Genomic DNA, 19,785 nt, shown 5'->3' with positions numbered 1-19,785 from the left:
TGCAAAAGGGAGGTTTTTTTAAACCTCCCTTTTTTTACTTCTTAATATTTTTCTTTCAAATTTGTCAACATCTTTTCTGTCATTTCATCTAGCGAATATTGATGTTGCCAGCCCCAATCATCTCGTGCTTGGCTGTCATCAATACTTTGAGGCCAACTATCGGCTATTTCTTGTCTAAAATCTGGTTCGTATGAAATTTCAAATTCCGGAATGTGTTTTTGTATGCTTTTTGAAATTTCTTCAGGATTAAAACTTATAGCAGCAAGGTTGTATGAACTTCTTATCTTAATATCTTTTTCGTCGGCTTCCATAATGCCTACAGTTGCTCTAATGGCATCTTCCATATACATCATAGGTAACGTAGTTTCAGCATTTAAAAAACAGATGTAATTTTTATGTTTTAATGCTTTATGATAAATGTCTACGGCATAATCTGTTGTTCCGCCACCTGGAAGTGTTTTGTAACTAATAATACCGGGATATCGTATGCTGCGCACATCTACACCATATTTGTTATTATAATATTCACACCAGCGCTCACCTGTTTGCTTACTTATTCCATATACTGTTGAAGGTTCCATGACGGTACGTTGCGGAGTGTCTTGTTTTGGGGTAGTTGCGCCAAAAACAGCGATACTAGATGGCCAAAAGACTTTATTTACTTTTCCTTCTTTGGCCAGATTAAGTACATTAAAAAGTGAATTCATATTTAAATTCCACGCTTTCATAGGAAACTTTTCACCTGTAGCCGAAAGCATAGCTGCCATTAGGTATACATCGGTAATTTCATAATTGATAACTACATCTTGTAAGGCGTCATAGTTCATAGCGTCAAGTACCTCAAAAGGACCATCATTCATCATTTCTTCTTCACCTTCACGTATGTCACTGGCAATAACTTTGTGAGCGCCATATTTTTCACGTAAAAAGTGAGTTAATTCGGTACCTATTTGGCCACAAGCTCCTATAATGAGAATTCTTTTTTTCATACTGTATCTAATATTACGTGAGCTCAAAGATACTGATAATTAAGAGGACTTCTTTATCATAAAAGTCACATAATTTTATAGATATCACGTATCTTTGTCTCTTATAGGTACTTGTAGTATGAAACATTTTTTGTCATTTTTTTTATTGATTTACACAACGTTACTTTTTATTGGTTGTGGAGATAATCAAAATCAACAAACGAATGTAGAGGTAGAAAAGCCAGATGCAACTTCCTTATATGGTGAGGCAGAGATAACGTTTCCTTCTCTTTCAGAGCAAGCCCGTAACTTTACAAGTCAATGGGGTGCTTTTGAAGATTTTGAAACCGAATCAAAAGCTATAAATGGGGCGACTATTGAAGACCTTAAAAACAGTAGTGAACGATTGATGACATTGACAGATTCAATTTCAAAAAACTTACCAGATACAATAGCTGTTCAGCCTATAAAATCTAGAGTTATGGTCGCTCAAACCAGAGCTCATTTGTTAAATCAAATGGTTCATAGAACACAAATTGATTCGGTAAAATTGCAAGATTATATCGTTGAAATGAATAACGCCACAAGCAATTTAATTGTTCAGTTAAATGATAAGTTTAAAAAAGATGCCATAGACCAAGAACGCATTGAAACTGAAAAAAAAGAAATTGAAGCTCAAAAAAGACGAAGAGATTCGATTTTTAAAGAAGAATTGAAAGATAAAAACAGTTAAAACGTGTAACAAAATTCAATTTTTGATACTTATACGAGACATACACTTTTTAAAGAATTACTAATTCAATAACCAAACGATGAAAACAAATATGTTAAAATCTGTCTTTGCCGTTGCAGTGCTTACGCTAGCAGTGAGTTCTTGTGATGATAAAGACAAAAAAATGGCTCAATCTGAAAAAGAAGAGCGCGGGATTATCCTTTCAAATATGGATACCACTGTAAATCCACAAGACGATTTCTATAATTATGTAAACGGAACGTGGATGAAAAACACCGAAATTCCAGACGATCAAGTACGCTGGGGCGGTTTTGGTGTGTTGAGAAAAAAGACCGATAAAGATATGCTAGGTATTCTTGACAAAGCCAAAAAAAGCGACAAGTATGCTGATGATACAGACCAAGCCAAAGCATTAATGATTTTTGAATCTAAGCTTGATACTGTTGCTAGAGATGAAGCAGGGATCAAACCACTACAACCTGCTCTAGATAAAATTGAAAGTATTACTTCAGTAAAAGACTTGCAAAAAGTTATTTCTGAAAACGCAACCATGATTAGCCAGCCTTTCTTTGGTATTGCAGCATTCTCAAACCCAAGTAATAGTTCTATGAACGCTGCTTACCTTACTCCTGGAGGATTAGGATTGCCAGATCGTGATTATTACACAAATACAGACGCAAAATCTGTAGAAATAAGAAAAGAGTATGTAAATCACATTACACGTATGCTTCAGTTTTTAGGTGATTCAGAAGAAGAAGCTCGTACACAAGCTGAAACCATTTTAGCTTTTGAAACAAAACTAGCCGAACCAAGACTAGATAAAGTAGCCAGTCGTGACTTCAGAAATTTCAATAATCCACGATCTATGCAAGAAGTTCAAAAGATGGTACCAGCTATTTCTTGGGAAGAAACCCTAAAAGATCTTGGGGTTACAAAAGATGTAGATACGTTAATTGTAATGCAACCTAAGTATATGGATGTAGTACAAAACACATTAAAAGAAGGAAACGTAGATACTTGGAAAACAGTATTGCGTTGGGCTACTTTAAATAATTCTGCAGGAATGCTAAGTACTGAAATTGACAAAGCAAACTGGGATTTTTACAGTAAATACCTTAACGGAAGTAAAAAACAAAAACCGGCAGATGAAAGAGCGTTAAGCACTGTTAATGGTACAGTAGGTGAAGCTGTTGGAAAGTTGTATGTTGATGAAATGTTTCCACCAGAAGCAAAAGAAAAGGCTGAAAACATGATTCAAAATATCATTGTAGCTTTTAAAGACCGCATCAATGCACTAGAGTGGATGAGCGATAGCACAAAAACGAAAGCTATAGAAAAACTAGACAAGTTTACCGTAAAAATAGCCTATCCAGATGAGTGGAAAGACTACTCAGACCTAGAAGTAAAACCGGGTAACAGTTATTATGAAAACATGCTTGCCGTAGGTAAATGGAATCTACAAGAAAATCTTGAAGAAATAAACGAGCCAGTAGACCGTAAAGAATGGGGAATGTCACCTCAAACAGTAAACGCATATTTTAACCCGTTTAACAATGAGATTGTTTTCCCAGCAGCTATTTTACAGCCTCCTTTCTACGATTATAAAGCAGATGAAGCTGTAAACTACGGCGGAATAGGAGCTGTAATAGGTCACGAGATTTCACACGCTTTTGATGATAGCGGTTCTCGTTTTGATGCTAACGGAAATCTAGTAAACTGGTGGACAGAAAAAGATTTAGAAAACTTTACTAAAAGAGGAAACCAATTAGCTGAACAATACAGCAATATTGAAGTATTAGACAGTGTGTTTATCAACGGTAAGTTTACACTAGGTGAAAACATCGGTGATCTAGGTGGTGTTCTTGCTGCTTATGATGGGTTACAACGTTTTTATGAAAAGAATGAAAGACCAGGAAAAATTGACGGTTTTACACCAGAGCAACGTTTCTTTATGAGCTGGGCAACTGTTTGGAGAACCAAACAACGTGATGAGTCTTTACGTGAGCAAGTAAAAACAGATCCTCACTCTCCAGGTCGTTACCGTGCTACACAACCTTTACAAAATGTAGATGCTTTTTATGAAGCTTTCAACATTAAAGAAGGAGATCCTATGTGGTTAGCACCAGAAGACCGAGTTCGAATTTGGTAACTTGTAATCTTTAAAAAATAATAAAAGAGCCTTTCGGGGCTCTTTTTTTGTTTCGTACAGCTGGGAACAATTAGCTGGGAATATTTTTTCTTTTTTTTGCCTTTTTAGAAGAAAGGTAAACCCCTAAAAGAATTAACACCGCTGCTGTTATTCTAATTGGTGTAAGTGTATCAGCACCTAGTAAAACAGCAAATAAAACAGCTAATACAGGCTGTAGGTAAATAAACGCCCCAATAGTTGAAGGGCTTAATTCTTTCAAAGCATAAATATTAAACAAGTAGGTTAAAAATGTAGTACCAATAACTACAAAAGCCAATTTCCATATAGCATCAAAGGATAAGTTTAGCCAATCAACAGCTGTAAACTCACTAAAACCTATGGGCAGGTTTATCATAACCGCAAAAAGAAAGAAAAGCTTCATTAATGTAACAGAGCTGTATTTTGATACCAATGGTTTTACAATAATTAAATAGATAGAGTATGATGTGGCATTAACAATAAACAATAGATTACCTAATGGAATGTTTGGTGCATTTGGCTGAACTTTTAACCCAAATAAAATCAACATCAACGCTCCGGCTAATCCCATACTTATACCTATAGCTTTTTGAAGGGTAACACGTTCTTTTAAAAATACAGCTGAAAGAATGAGTAATAAAACCGGGGAGAGCGTTATTACAACCGAGCTATTAATAGGCGTTGATAAACTTAAGCCTTTAAAAAACATCAACATATTGATAACCATTCCAAAACATGCACAAGCAATTATTCGAGGCCAGTCTCTTTTATCAATTTTTTCTGAAGGATAAAAGATGCTAATTGCCCAAAATAAAATAGCAGCTCCACCTACCCGCAAAACGATAAACCCATAGGGTTCAATTATTGTAGGCATTAAATCTTTTGCTATGGTATGGTTTATTCCATAAATGGCACTAGCAGCAGTAGCAGCTAGTAAGGCTAGTATTCTGCTACTCATGTATGGTTATGTATTGAGTTTTTTGCAGCTTCAACTGTTTTTTTACTATTCCCAATAAAAATTTGGTCATTATTAACAATTACAGGACGTTTTAAGAAAGTGTAATGTTCCAAAATCAAATTTTTAAAATCTTCTTCAAGTAATTGCTGCTCTTTCAAATTTCGTTTTTTGTACAATTGAGCACGCTTACTGAAAAGCTTTTCATAAGAGCCAGATAAATTATACAGTTCTTCCAACTCACTTTCTGTAATGCCTTGTTTTTTTATGTCTTGCTTTATAAAAGATTGTGGAAGTTCAATCTCATTCATTATACGTTTGCATGTATCACAACTACTTAAATAATATATCTTTTTCATATGCTATTTATTTTACTGAAATGGCTAAAAACTGTTGAATATCTTTTATAGGTATGGCAAGTTCAATAGGTCCTTCAGCATAACTAGCAATATCGTATTGGTTGTAATGAAATAAAACCTCTTTGTTGGTAAAGCCAACTGTTTCGGGAAGATAGAAGGTATCATCTTCAAACCAAAAACCTGTACTGTTTATGTTTTCGTTTTCTGAAATTTTATGCGCTTCTCTGAATTTTTTTTCAGCAACCTTTTTAAACGCATCAAAATCACTAAACATGTCTTTTATTGACAGTTTTTCACCCGTCGCTGGATCAAAATTTACAAAATGTGTAGTTCCGTAGCCGTGAGCTCCGCCGGTAAACTTATACTGCTTTAATTGAAAAGAAAGCAATTGATTGTTTTTAAAAATATCGCTTACATTAATTTCAGAAAAGTATTCAGCAGCCATATCAGGAAATTCTGCGCTATGCATTTTATAGGTTTTTATAAAATTTTCAGCTGCTTCTTCAATGGTTTGTGCATTTGTTTCTTTTTCACCTATTTGCAATGAAGCTATTATAAAGGTTTTAAGTTCGTTATTTATTTTTTCTGAAATAGATTGCTCACCTTCAACTAGTACATAATTGACCGTAATTTCAGGACATTTTGCGTTGTTGCAATTAGAAATATTTTCTTCTGAAAAATTTTCAGCAGAAACTGACAATGGTGTTTCAGTTTCACACGCTAAAAGTGTAATAAGTAAAATGCCTATAAGACCAATTTTATTTTTCATATGTAAAAAAATAGATGAGTTTAACTTTCAAAAAGGAAACACGTACCTTTAGATATCAAAAGTAGCAAGTTTATTGTGATCGACTTTAAAAATTATATTAAAAAGCCCAAAAAGTAACAAAGAGCTATGAAAAAGATGAAGTTTAATACAAAAGCAATCCACGGCGGTCAGGAACATGTTGATCCAGCTTATGCGTCAGTAATGCAACCTATATACCAAACCAGTACATACTCTCAAAAATCACCTGGAGACCATAAAGGTTTTGAATATTCAAGAAGTGGTAACCCTACCCGAAACACGCTAGAACGGGCTATTGCTAGTATTGAAAATGGAAACTACGGAATGGCTTTTGGAAGCGGTTTGGCTGCTATAGATGCAGTGCTTAAACTACTAAAAGCTGGAGATGAGGTAATTTCAACCAATGATTTATACGGCGGAACCTACCGATTATTTACATCAATATATGAAAAGTTTGGAATTCAGTTTCGTTTTATAGGTATGGAGAATGCCAATACTGTAGAAGATTATATTTCAGAAAAAACTAAATTAATTTGGGTTGAAACACCTACAAACCCAATGATGAATATAATTGATATAAAAAAAGTAGCAACAATTGCTAATAAGCATAACATTCTTATGGCAGTGGATAACACTTTTGCAACTGCCTATTTACAACGTCCACTTGACCTTGGTGCAGATATAGTAATGCACAGTGCAACAAAATACCTTGGTGGACATAGTGATGTAGTGATGGGAACTCTCGCTGTAAAAGATAAAGACTTGGCAGATAAACTGTACTTTATTCAAAAAGCTAGTGGGGCAATAGCAGGGCCGCAAGATTGTTTTTTGGTACTAAGAGGATTAAAAACGTTGCATGTACGTATGCAAAGACACTGCGAAAATGGAAAAAAAGTAGCCGAGTATCTTTCAAATCATCCCAAAATTGAAAATGTATATTGGCCTGGTTTTAAAAACCACCCCAACCATCATATCGCCAAAACTCAAATGAACGATTATGGAGGGATGCTTTCATTTACTACTACAGGAAATGATTATGATGAGGCAATTAAACTAGTTGAAAAGTTGCAAGTGTTTACCTTAGCCGAAAGTCTAGGTGGTGTAGAGAGTCTAGCAGGTCATCCGGCAAGTATGACGCATGCGAGTATACCAAAAGAAGAACGTGAAAAAATAGGAGTTGTAGATTCTTTGATACGCTTGAGCGTTGGTATTGAAGATATTGATGATTTAATTGAAGACCTTAAACAAGCCATTAATTAATACATCTCTTTAAAAATAAAAACCTCGGAAATTTCCGAGGTTTTTATTTAAAATCAATATTTTTATTTTAATCTAAGTAATAGATATAACCTACATTTATCCAATAAATCCAATCATTTGATTTGTTCTCAGGGACGGGTCTTACTTCGTTTTGGTCAATTCCTGGGTTTAACCCGTCAACCCAATCACTAAAGTAATATTGCCAACGGCTATCTAGCATTAGGTCACTTAAAGGCGTTAATTTATAACGAACCCCAATACTTCCTACGATAGAAAAGGTAGAGGCTGCTTCTTGTTGAAATGCATTAATATACTTAACCGGCGTTGAAGCAGGTGTGTTTAATGGACCAAGGCTAGAGTTTACTTCAGGATTAAAGTTTACATAATGTACACCCAAACTTACAAAAGGAGCAAGTTTATATCCTCCGGCAGCAAAATCGCGAATGCTTAATGGAAAATATTCTAATTGAGAACCTATATCAAAAACAGTTGTAGATCCTTTCATGGCTCGTAGTTGTCTTGCAAATAATGATTGGTCATCAGGGTCTACCCATCTTCCTAGGTGTTCAAGATTGGTTTTGTGATAGTCTATTTCGTTACGTATTTTAAAATGATCATTAAAATAGGTGTCTCGAGTATAACAGTTACAGTCTGCTCTGTAGGAAAAGTTAATGTAATGAATTAAACCTACCCCAAAACCTACATTTCCGGCGTTTGTTTCAAAGTTGTTTCGTTGTCCAAAATCTGAATAAAAAGTAACAGGACCGGTAATTACCCCTATTTCATGAGAGAAGCCAAATTGGCTTAAAACTTCCTGTTTTGCAGAAATTAAGAGTAAAAATACCAACAGCAGGTTTCTGGTATTCATTATCGATTGGGTTTAGTTTGAATAGTAACAAATATATAAAAACATATCTAACAGTGAAATATAAAGTAGATATTTAGCTTATTTGTAAAATATTAACGTCCTTTTTTTATATATAAGTTATATTTGCATGCTAATAACGTAAACAAATTTTATAAAGTATTTTTAAGAGAAGAAACATATTTTCTTTAGTTACTAACAATACATTTTTATGTTTGCGAAATAGGTTAGCTACAAATAATAAAAAACCCTCTCTACAATGAAACAAAGTATTAAAGATTTCATTTCAAAAGTTGAAAAATCCAACCCAAATGAACCGGAATTTATTCAAGCAGTAACAGAAGTTGCTGAAACTGTGATTCCGTTTATTGAAAAAAACGAAAAATATCAAAATAAAATGCTTTTGGAGCGCATGGTAGAGCCAGAGCGTACAATACTTTTTAGAGTTCCGTGGTTAGATGACAACGGTGACATTCAAGTAAACAAAGCATATAGAGTAGAGTATAATTCTGCTATTGGTCCATACAAAGGTGGATTGAGATTTCACCCATCGGTAAATTTAAGTATTCTTAAGTTTTTAGGCTTTGAGCAAGTATTTAAAAACAGTCTTACCACGCTTCCTATGGGTGGTGGTAAAGGAGGTTCAAACTTTGACCCTAAAGGAAAAAGTGATAATGAAGTAATGCGTTTTTGCCAAAGCTTTATGACCGAACTTTCAAGACACATAGGTCCTAACACAGACGTACCAGCTGGTGATATAGGTGTAGGAGCTCGCGAAATAGGATATATGTTTGGTCAATACAAACGATTAAAAAATGAATTTACAGGTGTTTTAACCGGTAAAGGTCTTTCTTACGGAGGATCATTAATTCGCCCTGAAGCAACAGGTTACGGTAATGTATACTTTGCCAAAAATATGCTTGAAACCAAAGGAGAGTCTTTCAAAGGAAAAACAGTTGTTATTTCAGGTTCTGGTAATGTGGCTCAATTTGCTGCCCAAAAAGCAATGGAGTTTGGCGGAAAAGTAGTAACCTTCTCAGATTCTTCAGGATTTATTTATGATTCAGAAGGAATTGATGAAGAAAAACTAGCTTTTGTGATGGAGCTTAAAAATGAAAAGAGAGGTCGTATTAAAGAATATGTAGATAAGTATGCATCTGCAGAGTACCACGAAGGGAAACGCCCTTGGAGTATTGCTTGTGATATTGCGTTACCGTGTGCTACACAAAACGAATTAGATGGTGATGAAGCAAAAACATTAGTCGATAATGGCTGTATATGTGTAGGTGAAGGAGCAAATATGCCTTGTACTCCAGAGGCAATTGAAGTGTTTCAAAATGCAAAAATATTATTTTCGCCCGGTAAAGCATCAAATGCTGGTGGCGTTGCAACTTCTGGACTAGAGATGTCACAAAACTCACTTCGTCTTAACTGGTCTTCTAAAGAAGTAGATGAAAAACTACACTCTATTATGAATGATATTCACGCAGCTTGTGTGAAATATGGTAAAGATAGCGATGGTTATGTAGACTACGTAAAAGGAGCAAATATTGCCGGTTTTGTAAAAGTAGCAGATGCAATGTTGGCACAAGGAGTAGTTTAAAAAATGAATATATAAATTGATTTAATTAAGGCTGTTGATTTGTTTGTCAACAGCCTTTTTTCATTAAATTGCCGCAATAAATGCAATTTTAATGTGTTATATTTTTTGATAAAGTTTTCTGTATGAAATATATTTTAACCACCATTCTTTTTTTTATTGGCTTTTTAGGATTTGCACAAAATTTTGAAAGTTCGTGGACGGGTTATTTTTCGTATAATTCGGTTAAAGATATTTCTCAAGGAAATGATAGAATTTACGCTGCTTCAGAAAATGCTATTTTTACATATGATTTAAGCACAAATGAAATTGAAACAATTTCTACTATCAATGGTCTTTCAGGAGAAATTATTTCAACAATTCACTACAGTACTACACACAATTTACTTGTAATTGGTTATGAAAACGGCCTGATAGAAATTGTTCAAGACGGTGAAGAAAACGTATTGACCGTTGTAGATATTTTGGATAAACAAGTAATACCACCCGATCAAAAAAGAATTAATAACTTCTATGAGTACAACGATGTAGTATATATATCTACTGAATATGGTATTTCAGTATACAACTTAGCAACATTAGAGTTTGGTGACTCTTACTTTATAGGGCCGGGCGGTTCGCAAATTAATATTAATCAAGTAACCGTTTCTGAACCATACATCTTTGCAGCTACTACAACCAATGGAATTAAAAGAGCTTTGGTAGCTAGCGAAAATTTAATTGATTTTCAACAATGGAATACCATTCAAGGCGGAAACTTTAAAGGAATACAAAAACTAGGATCAGAATTATATATTGTAAATAACGGTAACAGGGTTTTTAGGTTAAACCCAAATGGAAATATAGATAATGTACAAAACTTTTCAAGTTCGGTTATAGATTTTCAAAGTGCCAATGATATGTTAACTATAACGACCAATACATCAATTCAAGCTTATAGTCAAGGTTTTCAACAAGAAGCAAGTTTAAGTTCTTTACCAGATTACAATTATGAACTTTTATCAGGTTATTCTTTTAATAATACATTTTACCTAGGAACTTCAGCACAAGGAGTTCTTGAAGTTCCATTTGATAGCAATCAAGCCAATCAAGTATTACCCGATGGGCCTTTATCAAATCAAAGTTTTAGTATTGATGCCTCTCCGGGACAGCTTTGGGTTAATTATGGTGATATAAGCGTAACGTTTAATCCCTTTCCGTTGACTTTTAAAGGAATTAGCAATTTCAGAGAAGGAGAATGGACCAATATTTCATATGAAGATATTGAAACTAAATTTGGCAAAGATGTTAATGATTTAGTACGCGTAAAAATCAATCCCAATAATACAGAAGAAGTGTTTATGACCTCTTATCAAAGAGGCTTGTTGCAGATTGAAGGTCAAGAACCCACTACACTTTATGATGAATCTAATAGCCCGCTCGAAATTACTTTTACAGATGGATCAACACCAGAAGCTGAAGGGATAAGGCTTTTTGGAATGGATTATGACAATCAAGGTAACCTTTGGTTTACACAATCCAGAATTGCAGAAGGACTTATAAGAAGAACACCAGAAGGACAATTTCAACGTATTGACGTAAGTTCTATTGTAAATACAGATAATGAAATCGCTTTAACCGAAGTAGAAACCAGTAATCAAGGATATGTGTTTTTTGGTACCGCCCAGAGCGGCTTAGCCGGGTATGATATCAACCAAAACAGATTTAACAGAATCACCGAAGGTGAAGGAAACGGTAATTTGCCTAGTGTTTATATAAGAGCATTGGCCCTAGATAAACAAAACAGGTTATGGATTGGTACTTTTGAAGGTCTGAGAGTACTTTTTAACACTAGCGGCTTTTTTGAAGAAGACTCAAATGTTCAAGCTCAAGAAATAATAATTGTAGAAGACGGAGTGCCGCAAGAATTACTTTTTGAACAATCTATCACTCAAATTGTTGTAGATGGCTCAAATAATAAATGGATAGCAACAGGTAACTCGGGAGTGTTTTATGTTTCTTCAAACGGACAAGAAACGCTTTTACGCTTTACAAAAGACAATTCTCCACTTCCGTCAAATAACATTCAAGATATTGCTATAGATGAATTTAGTGGTGTTGTGTATATCGCTACAAACCAAGGATTGGTTTCTTATAACGGAACAGCAACAGCTCCAAGGGATAACCTTGATAATGTATATGCCTACCCCAATCCCGTACGTCCTGGATTTAATGGCAACGTAACCATTGACGGTCTCACAGCAAATGCAACAGTTAAAATTACCGATATTGAAGGCAACCTTGTTTTTGAAGATACCAGTGAAGGCGGAAGCATTCAATGGGATACCAAAGCCTTTGGTAAATATAAAGTTGCATCTGGAGTATATTTAGTATTAATAAGTACCGAAGATGCACTCGAGACTAAAGTTGCAAAAATAATGGTAGTACGGTAATGATAGTCACCACAAAAGCTATCGTTATTTCTTCATTACGTTATGCCGAAGCAGATTTAATTGTAAGTTGCTTTACTGAAGTAGACGGTATGAAAAGTTATATGCTTCGCAACATTCTTAAATCAAAAAAAGGAAAGTTACGCACTTCTTTTTTTCAGCCTTTATCACAACTAGAACTTATAGCTAATCATAAAAACAAAGGAACACTAGAATACATAAAGGAAGCAAAAATCGTGTATCCTTATCAAACCTTACATAGCGATGTACTCAAATCATCATTGGTTATGTTTTGTTCAGAAATTTTAAAAAGCACCATTAAAGAAGAAGAACCCAACCCTCAGCTTTTTCAGTTTTTGAGTTATGCTTTTCAATGGCTAGACTTACATGAAACCTATGCAAACTTTCACATTCTTTTTCTTCTGAAACTTTCTCAATACTTAGGTTTTTATCCCGATGATTCAAACGTAGACTATCCTTATTTTAATATTCAAGAAGGTAGTTTTGAAAAACAATTTAATGATCATTTTTCTGAAGAAGGCCCTGAAGTTGAAGCTTTAAAACAATTTTTTAATCAAGATTTTTCAACCTTTTCAGAAATTAAACTTCAGAAACAAACTAGAACGGCAACCTTAAATTTACTTTTAAACTATTACCACTATCATTCACAAGGCTTTAAAACTCCAAAATCTTTAGCGGTGCTTCAACAGCTGTTTAATTAAAAAAGCACAGCATTTTAAAAACACTGTGCATTTTTTTTTGTTTTGACTCAATATTCTATTAAAAATTAACCGTCACTTTTCCTCTAATAAAGAAAGGAGTTCCTGGTGTAAAATGAATTTCTTCAACAGATTCAGGTTCGTTAAACAATCTACTTTCTGTAGCAAATTGTGTTTCATTCCATTCTGTATCAAATAAATTTTCAATTATAACACCAAAAACTATGTTTTTATAGGTGTAATTAACATTAAAATCAGTTACAAAATAACCTTCGGCAACAATACTATTGTCCTCGTTTGCAGGTCTATCCTTTATATAACGGTAGTTTAAACCGCCAGAAAAATTACCTATGTTATCAAAAGCAATTCCTCCGGTTGAGGTTAAATCTGGTGCTAAAGGAATGTAATCTTCTCCCTCTGGCTCTTCGGTGCTGCGAGCATAGGTGTAATTTATATCTCCAAAGAGGTACATCCACTCGGTAGCTTCATATCGCAAACCAAAATCTACACCCATTCTACGTGTTTTTCCGCTAGGTTCAACAATTGCGGCATCACCCACGTAAACAAATTCTTGGTCTAAAAATAGAGCCCAAACAGCAGAATTTACAATCAAGCGGTCTGTTATTTTATAGATAGCTCCCAAGTCTGCTCCATAAGCGGCGGGTAAAATATCTTCACCACTATTTGCTACAACCACACGGCTATCGTTTGAATGAAAGCCTATACCGGTTTTTGCAAATAATTGTAAATTACGGTTAGGACTGTAACTTACATTCAACTTAGGACTGGCAAAAACTTTAGTTTCACTTTTATTATCATAAGTTTCGGTTAAGAAATTTTCATAATCAAACTTAAAGTAATCTAAGCGTAAAGCTGGATTAATTTTAAAGTTTCCGAAGTCAAACTCGGTATTTACAAATCCAAAGGCATTGATTTGATCTACATTACCAAAAGCCAATCGTTCAAGAAGCTCATCTCTGTTTTTGGTTCTTGATAATTGTACATCGTTTACATCATCATAGCGTACACCACCACCGGCAGTATATTCAAAATCAAAAGCATTGGCCTTTAATTTTTCTGAGTATGCCGTTTTAAAACCAAACAAGCTACGGTCTTCTTGTTGCTTTATTTGATCACCGTTAATAGGATCTTCTAGAAAGAACGTGAAGTTTGAGTATAACTCAAAATCATAATGCGTCACATAAGCTGTGCTTTCCAGCTTTTGGGTAGACGAAATAATTTTGGTGTGATTCAGTATCACGTTTGTTCGGCTGGTATTACCACCTTCAGTATCATCAATAGCGCCAAAACGATCAATAATTCCAGCATCAACAGCTCGTTGCGGTATCTGGCCCGAAGCATCCCATTTGCTTTGGAAATGTGATGCGGTTAAACTTACATGTTGATCACCAGGTAACTGAAAATTGAATTTCCCCATCACGTTATATCGATTAAAATTTTGAGGAGAATCAAAAGGTCCGTCAAAAGTGTTTAACGATGTAGCAAGGTAAGCGTTGCTCTTTTCAGTATCAAGCACTTTAAACATCCCTACAGTCCTAAAGGAGTTAAAATCACCATATTCTACCGAAATAGAACTGTTATCTATGCGGTTTTTTGTTCTAAAATCAACAAAACCCGCTGTAGTGAAGTCTCCGTGGTCAGCATAATAAGGCCCTTTGCCAAACTCAATATTCTCAATAGTTTCAGGTATTAAAAAGTGTAAATCACTATACCCTTGACCGTGAGCATGCGATACCATGTTTACCGGCATACCATCTACAGAAAGACTAATGTCTGTTCCGTGATCAATATCAAAACCGCGAAGAAATATTTGCTCCGCTTTACCGCCACCGGCATGTTGACCTATAAAAAGACCGGGAACTTTTCTCAAAATTTCTTGAGATGATTTTACCGGGTTGGTTTCTAAGTCTACATTGGTAATTTGGCTCAATGTATTCACGCTAGGTGTGATAACTATTTGTTGCAGGCTTACCGATGCATCTTTTAATACAATAGTTACTTCAGAAGTAAAATTTTCTTCTTTTACTGAGAAAGTAACACTTTCATATCCTAGATGTGAAATGTTAACTTCATCATTAACCGTGTTATTTGATAAAGTGAATGTTCCCGAAGCGTCTGTATGTGTATGGCTTCCGGAATTTTTGTTAAAAACGACAACATCCTCAAGAGGTTTGCCATTAGGGCTTTGCACTTTACCTGTTATATTTTGCGAATGTGCAAAAACAGAGCATAAAAGTGCTATCCCTAAAAGAATAGGTTTCATATATTTTAATTTTTTTGAAATGCGTAATTGGTTTCAGAATAATTTTTCCTGAAACTTGAAAGCTGTTTATGAAAGCCTACGTTTGGGAGGAGGTGTTTTTACAGAAAGTTCAGCTTTATAAATAGAATTTTCATAAAAAAACTGATGCTCTATTACTTCATAAGTTGTTTTTTTTAAGAGGGCAACCTGCTGTAATATATGTTTGTCATACTTACTCTCAATCACGATATTCTTATCAGATGGGGTATCGTCATTTGAAAATAAACGCGAAAAAAATGAAATAAACTCGTGATCATGACTATGTTCTCTACCTAGTTTGTGATCTAGATTGTGCTGGTGGCCGGTACTAGTGTGTGTTAAGGCGTGTGAGAGTTTATGAAATCCATCTGCCAATGGTTTATGTAGCGGATTAAAAAGGTATAACAATGCCAGTATAAGAATAAATCTCTTCTTTAAATACGTTAAAAAAAATCTGTTTCTCATTAAACCGGCACATTATATATAAGAGATTACGCAAATAAATGGAAAAAGGATTTTTTATCTGAATTTGTTTAACCCTTTCTTAACAAAATTTCGTAGTTTTTAGCAAAGCGAAAGTACAAAATTGCAACTATCTTTGAACTATGTCTGAAGCTTCAGTACAACTACAAATTTCTACTCTCCCCAACTCACCGGGAGTGTATCAATATTATGACAAAAATAATAAGTTGCTGTATGTAGGTAAAGCAAAAAATCTTAAAAAAAGAGTAGCGTCTTATTTTACCAAACAGCACGATAATGCACGTACACGGTTATTGGTTAAAAAGATAAAGACCATTAAACATATAGTAGTTGCTACCGAAACTGACGCTTTATTACTAGAAAACAACTTGATAAAAAAATACCAACCACGGTACAATGTATTGTTGAAAGATGACAAGTCGTATCCTTGGATTTGTATCAAGAATGAGCGTTTTCCTAGAGTGTTTCCTACTAGACGGTTGATCAAAGATGGTTCAGAATATTTTGGGCCTTACACCAGTATGAAAACTGTGCACACCTTGCTAGATTTAATACGAGGATTATACCCTTTACGCACCTGCAATTATGATCTGGCCGAAGAAAAAATACGAAATGATAAATACAAAGTTTGCCTAGAATACCATTTAGGAAATTGCATAGGGCCTTGTGAAGGAAAACAAACTGAGGCAGATTACAATGGTAACATTCAAGCCATTCGCAATATTATAAAAGGTAATTTTAAAGACTCACTCAATCAATTTAAAACCCAAATGAAACAATTTGCAGCAGATTTAAAGTTTGAAGATGCTCAACGGGTAAAAGAAAAAATTGATGTGCTAGAAAACTATCAAGTAAAAAGTACGGTTGTTAACCCAAAAATTAACAATGTAGATGTATTTTCCATCGTTTCAGATGAGAGTTATGGGTATATAAATTTTCTTCAAATTTCTTTCGGAAGTATCATTCGTTCTCACACTTTAGAAATAAAGAAAAAGCTACAAGAGAGTGACAAAGAGTTATTAACCTTGGCAGTAGTAGAACTTAGACAACGTTTTAACTCACAATCAAAAGAGTTGTATCTTCCTTTTAAAATTGAAACAGAGGAAGGTATAAAAGTTCATATTCCAAAAGTGGGTGACAAAAAGAAAATTTTAGATCTATCACTAAGAAACGCAAAGTATTACAGAATGGAGCGTTTTAAACAAGCTAAAATTGTTGACCCCGATCGCCATGAAAACCGTATTATGGCTCAAATGAAAAAAGATTTGCGACTAAGCGAAGAGCCTCGTCACATAGAATGTTTTGATAATAGTAATATTCAAGGATCCAATCCTGTGGCTGCCTGTGTAGTTTTCAAAAATGGAAAACCAAGCAAAAAGGACTATCGTAAATTTAATATTAAAACAGTTAAGGGTCCAGATGATTTTGCTTCGATGGAAGAAGTGGTTTACCGCCGCTACAAAAGATTAAAAGAAGAAGAGCAACCTTTACCACAATTAATCATCATAGATGGAGGAAAGGGACAATTATCTTCTGCTTTAAAAAGTTTGGAAAAACTTGATTTACGCGGAAAGATTGCCATCATAGGTATCGCAAAGCGGCTAGAAGAGTTGTTTTATCCGGATGATCCTATTCCGTTATACTTAGATAAGAAAAGTGAAACTTTAAAAATAATTCAGCAATTACGAAACGAAGCTCATAGATTTGGTATTACTTTTCATCGTGATAAACGCAGTAAACAAGCACTAGATACAGTTTTAGAAACCATCCCCGGAATAGGAGAAAAAACAGTTTTGCAATTACTCAAACAATTTAAAAGTACCAAACGTATACAACAAGCAAGTTTTGATGAATTGGCAGATGTAGTAGGAACAAGTAGAGCAAAAAAAATTATAACCCATTTTCAGCAAAGTTGATGAAACAATTTTTAATCATAGCATTTATATTTTTTTCAGGAGTTGTTCTTTCTCAAGATCAAGAGGAGGCCCAAAAAGACTTGAAAGTAGGATTGGTGCTTAGTGGTGGTGGTGCCAAAGGCTTAGCTCATATTGGCGCTTTAAAGGTAATTGAAGAATCCGGCATACGAGTAGATTATATAGGTGGTACGAGTATGGGAGCAATTGTAGGAGCTTTGTATGCTTCGGGTTATTCGGCCAATCAATTAGATTCAATTTTTAATGAAGTTGATTTTAATACTTTAATTCAAGATGATATTCCGCGAAGCGCAAAAACCTTTTATGAAAAAGATGAATCTGAAAAATACGCAATTACACTTCCTTTTGATCATTTTCAAATAGGGTTCCCTTCTGGGCTTTCCAAAGGACAAAATGTATATAATTTGTTGTCAAAACTTACCCTCCATGTAAGTGATATACGAGACTTTGATAAACTACCTATTCCTTTTTTCTGTATCGCAACCAATGTAGAGACAGGAAAGGAGGTAATAATTGATAAGGGATATTTACCTCGTGCAATTACTGCCAGCGGAGCATTGCCTTCATTATTTTCACCCGTAGTTATTAATGATACAGTATATGTAGATGGTGGCGTTGTAAATAATTATCCTGTTGATGAGGTGCGTAACAAAGGGGTTGATGTAGTAATAGGTGTAGATGTTCAAGATAGTTTGAAAACCCGAAAAAAACTAAAATCTGCCTTTGATGTATTGGTACAGATTAATAATTACCGCACTATTGAAGACATGGTAGAAAAACGAGAAAGAACAGATCTCTACATCAATCCAAATATTAATGATTTTACTGTGGTTTCTTTTAATGAAGGTGATAAAATAATACAAGCAGGAGTAGATGAAGCCAACACATTACGCGCAGAGCTTGATAAAATTGCTTCAAAACAAACAACAACCCGCAAACAAAAAGTAGATTTTTTTAAGAAAAACTCAATCTATATCAATACAGTCGAAATTCAAGGTAATGAAAATTATACTCGAGCTTACATTTTAGGAAAACTGAAATTAAAAGTCCCTGCAGACATCACCTACGAGCGATTTAACGAAGGGGTTAACAACTTATCTGCCACCGGAAATTTTCAAGACATTAATTACCGCTTGGTCAAAAATGAAGACGAGACATATAAAATTGTTTTTACCATAAGAGAAAGTGAATCTAAAATGTCAATTAGACTTGGAGCTCATTATGACGATCTTTATGGTACAGCGGCCTTAATGAACGTAACTAGAAAACGAGTTTTTACCAATAACGACATTGCTTCTTTTGATTTTGTTGTGGGTGATAATATTCGTTACAACTTCAATTACTATATTGATAAAGGATTTTATTGGAGTATCGGCCTTAATTCTCGGTATAACTTTTTCAGTAAGGATGTGGCTATCAATTTCTTATCGCCAGAATTGCCTCCGGCAGAAAACAGCCGGTTAAATAAGTTAGATTTAGAATACGAAGACTTTACCAATCAAATATATCTAGAAACACTTTTTAGGCGTAGTTTTTTAATAGGTGCCGGTCTTGAGCATAAATGGTTGCGATACCTTTCTGAAACCATAGGAATTGATGAAGACGGTAATCCACGCACGGTTTTTGAAAATACCAATTATCTAAGTACGTACGGTTATTTGAGGTATGATACTTTTAATAACAGCTTTTTTCCACGGGAAGGATTCTTCTTTAATGGAGATTTTCATTTGTACCTTTTAGCCGAAGGCGATAATAAAGACTTTGATCAATTTTCTATTGCAAAAGCTCAACTTGCCTACGCACAATCATTTACAAGTAAACTTTCAGCCGTCATTTCTACAGAAGGAGGGTTTAAAATTGGTGGAAATGAAACCCGTTCACTTGATTTTTTCTTAGGTGGATATGGCTACAATGGGATCAATAATATTAGACCTTTCTACGGTTATGAGTCCTTATCACTACGAGGAGATACCTATTTAAAATCTTCGTTAACTATAGATTATGAAATTTTCAAGAAAAACCATATAAACATAGCAGCCAATATTGCCAATGTAGGTGATGATTTATTTACAGATGGTAAATGGATAGACGGTATTGATTATAGCGGTTTTGCTTTGGGGTATGGAATGGAGACCTTTTTAGGTCCGCTTGAAGTAAAATGGGCTTTTTCACCAGAACGTGACGAAAGTGAATGGCATATAGCAGCTGGATTTAGGTTTTAGCA

15 protein-coding genes are annotated in these 19,785 nt (G+C 34.6%); 8 read left to right on the top strand and 7 right to left on the bottom strand.

Annotated elements, in window-relative coordinates:
* Nucleotides 1–41: 41 nt before the first annotated feature.
* Complete coding sequence (locus INR76_RS03445; RefSeq protein ID WP_223109268.1) at nt 42–989, bottom strand: NAD-dependent epimerase/dehydratase family protein; 948 nt, start codon at nt 987–989, stop codon at nt 42–44.
* 118 nt (nt 990–1,107) lie between these two features.
* Between INR76_RS03445 and INR76_RS03440 the strand changes: the two genes are divergently transcribed.
* Together INR76_RS03440 and INR76_RS03435 are read left to right on the top strand one after the other, a co-directional pair.
* Nucleotides 1,108–1,701, top strand: a complete 594-nt coding sequence (locus INR76_RS03440; RefSeq protein WP_223109267.1) for a hypothetical protein — start codon at nt 1,108–1,110, stop codon at nt 1,699–1,701.
* A gap of 79 nt (nt 1,702–1,780) precedes the next feature.
* Complete coding sequence (locus INR76_RS03435; RefSeq protein WP_223109266.1) at nt 1,781–3,850, top strand: M13 family metallopeptidase; 2,070 nt, start codon at nt 1,781–1,783, stop codon at nt 3,848–3,850.
* Nucleotides 3,851–3,920: 70 nt separating this feature from the next.
* On the opposite strand, the gene INR76_RS03430 is transcribed toward INR76_RS03435, so the two are convergent.
* The 3 genes from INR76_RS03430 to INR76_RS03420 are packed head-to-tail and all read right to left on the bottom strand — an operon-like array spanning nt 3,921 to nt 5,951.
* A complete protein-coding gene (locus INR76_RS03430) occupies nt 3,921–4,826 on the bottom strand; it encodes a DMT family transporter (protein WP_223109265.1) in 906 nt (301 codons plus the stop codon).
* Entirely contained in the window at nt 4,823–5,182 is a 360-nt protein-coding gene (locus INR76_RS03425; protein ID WP_223109264.1) for an arsenate reductase family protein, read from the bottom strand. The genes INR76_RS03430 and INR76_RS03425 overlap by 4 nt, the downstream gene beginning before the upstream one ends.
* Nucleotides 5,183–5,189: 7 nt before the next feature.
* Nucleotides 5,190–5,951, bottom strand: a complete 762-nt coding sequence (locus INR76_RS03420; protein WP_223109263.1) for a DUF3298 and DUF4163 domain-containing protein — start codon at nt 5,949–5,951, stop codon at nt 5,190–5,192.
* A 135-nt stretch (nt 5,952–6,086) separates the two neighbouring features.
* On the opposite strand from INR76_RS03420, the gene INR76_RS03415 reads away from it, so the two are divergent.
* Nucleotides 6,087–7,229: a PLP-dependent aspartate aminotransferase family protein gene (locus INR76_RS03415; protein ID WP_223109262.1), complete on the top strand. Its 1,143-nt coding sequence runs from the start codon at nt 6,087–6,089 to the stop codon at nt 7,227–7,229.
* A 67-nt stretch (nt 7,230–7,296) separates the two neighbouring features.
* Here the strand turns inward: INR76_RS03415 and INR76_RS03410 are convergent, their stop codons facing one another.
* Nucleotides 7,297–8,097: a glutamate dehydrogenase gene (locus INR76_RS03410; RefSeq protein WP_223109261.1), complete on the bottom strand. Its 801-nt coding sequence runs from the start codon at nt 8,095–8,097 to the stop codon at nt 7,297–7,299.
* A 256-nt stretch (nt 8,098–8,353) separates the two neighbouring features.
* On the opposite strand from INR76_RS03410, the gene gdhA reads away from it, so the two are divergent.
* The 3 genes from gdhA (at nt 8,354) to recO (ending at nt 12,845) form a co-directional block, all read left to right on the top strand.
* Nucleotides 8,354–9,697, top strand: coding sequence for an NADP-specific glutamate dehydrogenase (gene gdhA, locus INR76_RS03405; protein ID WP_223109260.1), 1,344 nt, complete (start codon nt 8,354–8,356; stop codon nt 9,695–9,697).
* Nucleotides 9,698–9,819: 122 nt separating this feature from the next.
* Nucleotides 9,820–12,126, top strand: a complete 2,307-nt coding sequence (locus INR76_RS03400; RefSeq protein ID WP_223109259.1) for a two-component regulator propeller domain-containing protein — start codon at nt 9,820–9,822, stop codon at nt 12,124–12,126.
* Nucleotides 12,126–12,845: a DNA repair protein RecO gene (gene recO / locus INR76_RS03395; protein WP_223109258.1), complete on the top strand. Its 720-nt coding sequence runs from the start codon at nt 12,126–12,128 to the stop codon at nt 12,843–12,845. Before INR76_RS03400 ends, recO begins: the two co-directional genes overlap by 1 nt.
* A gap of 58 nt (nt 12,846–12,903) precedes the next feature.
* Here the strand turns inward: recO and INR76_RS03390 are convergent, their stop codons facing one another.
* The gene (locus INR76_RS03390; protein WP_223109257.1) at nt 12,904–15,126 is read right to left on the bottom strand and encodes a TonB-dependent receptor plug domain-containing protein; all 2,223 of its coding nucleotides are present in this window, start codon (nt 15,124–15,126) and stop codon (nt 12,904–12,906) included.
* A gap of 66 nt (nt 15,127–15,192) precedes the next feature.
* Complete coding sequence (locus INR76_RS03385) at nt 15,193–15,609, bottom strand: hypothetical protein (protein WP_223109256.1); 417 nt, start codon at nt 15,607–15,609, stop codon at nt 15,193–15,195.
* A gap of 140 nt (nt 15,610–15,749) precedes the next feature.
* Here INR76_RS03385 and uvrC point away from each other — a divergent pair, with 140 nt between their 5' ends.
* Both uvrC and INR76_RS03375 read left to right on the top strand, forming a co-directional pair.
* Entirely contained in the window at nt 15,750–17,543 is a 1,794-nt protein-coding gene (uvrC, locus tag INR76_RS03380; protein WP_223109255.1) for an excinuclease ABC subunit UvrC, read from the top strand.
* Entirely contained in the window at nt 17,543–19,783 is a 2,241-nt protein-coding gene (locus INR76_RS03375; RefSeq protein WP_223109254.1) for a patatin-like phospholipase family protein, read from the top strand. The genes uvrC and INR76_RS03375 overlap by 1 nt, the downstream gene beginning before the upstream one ends.
* Nucleotides 19,784–19,785: the final 2 nt, after the last annotated feature.

It is taken from the genome of Marixanthomonas sp. SCSIO 43207, assembly GCF_019904255.1.
Taxonomy (GTDB): Bacteria; Bacteroidota; Bacteroidia; order Flavobacteriales; family Flavobacteriaceae; genus Marixanthomonas.
This window is presented reverse-complemented; position numbering and strand designations above follow the sequence as displayed.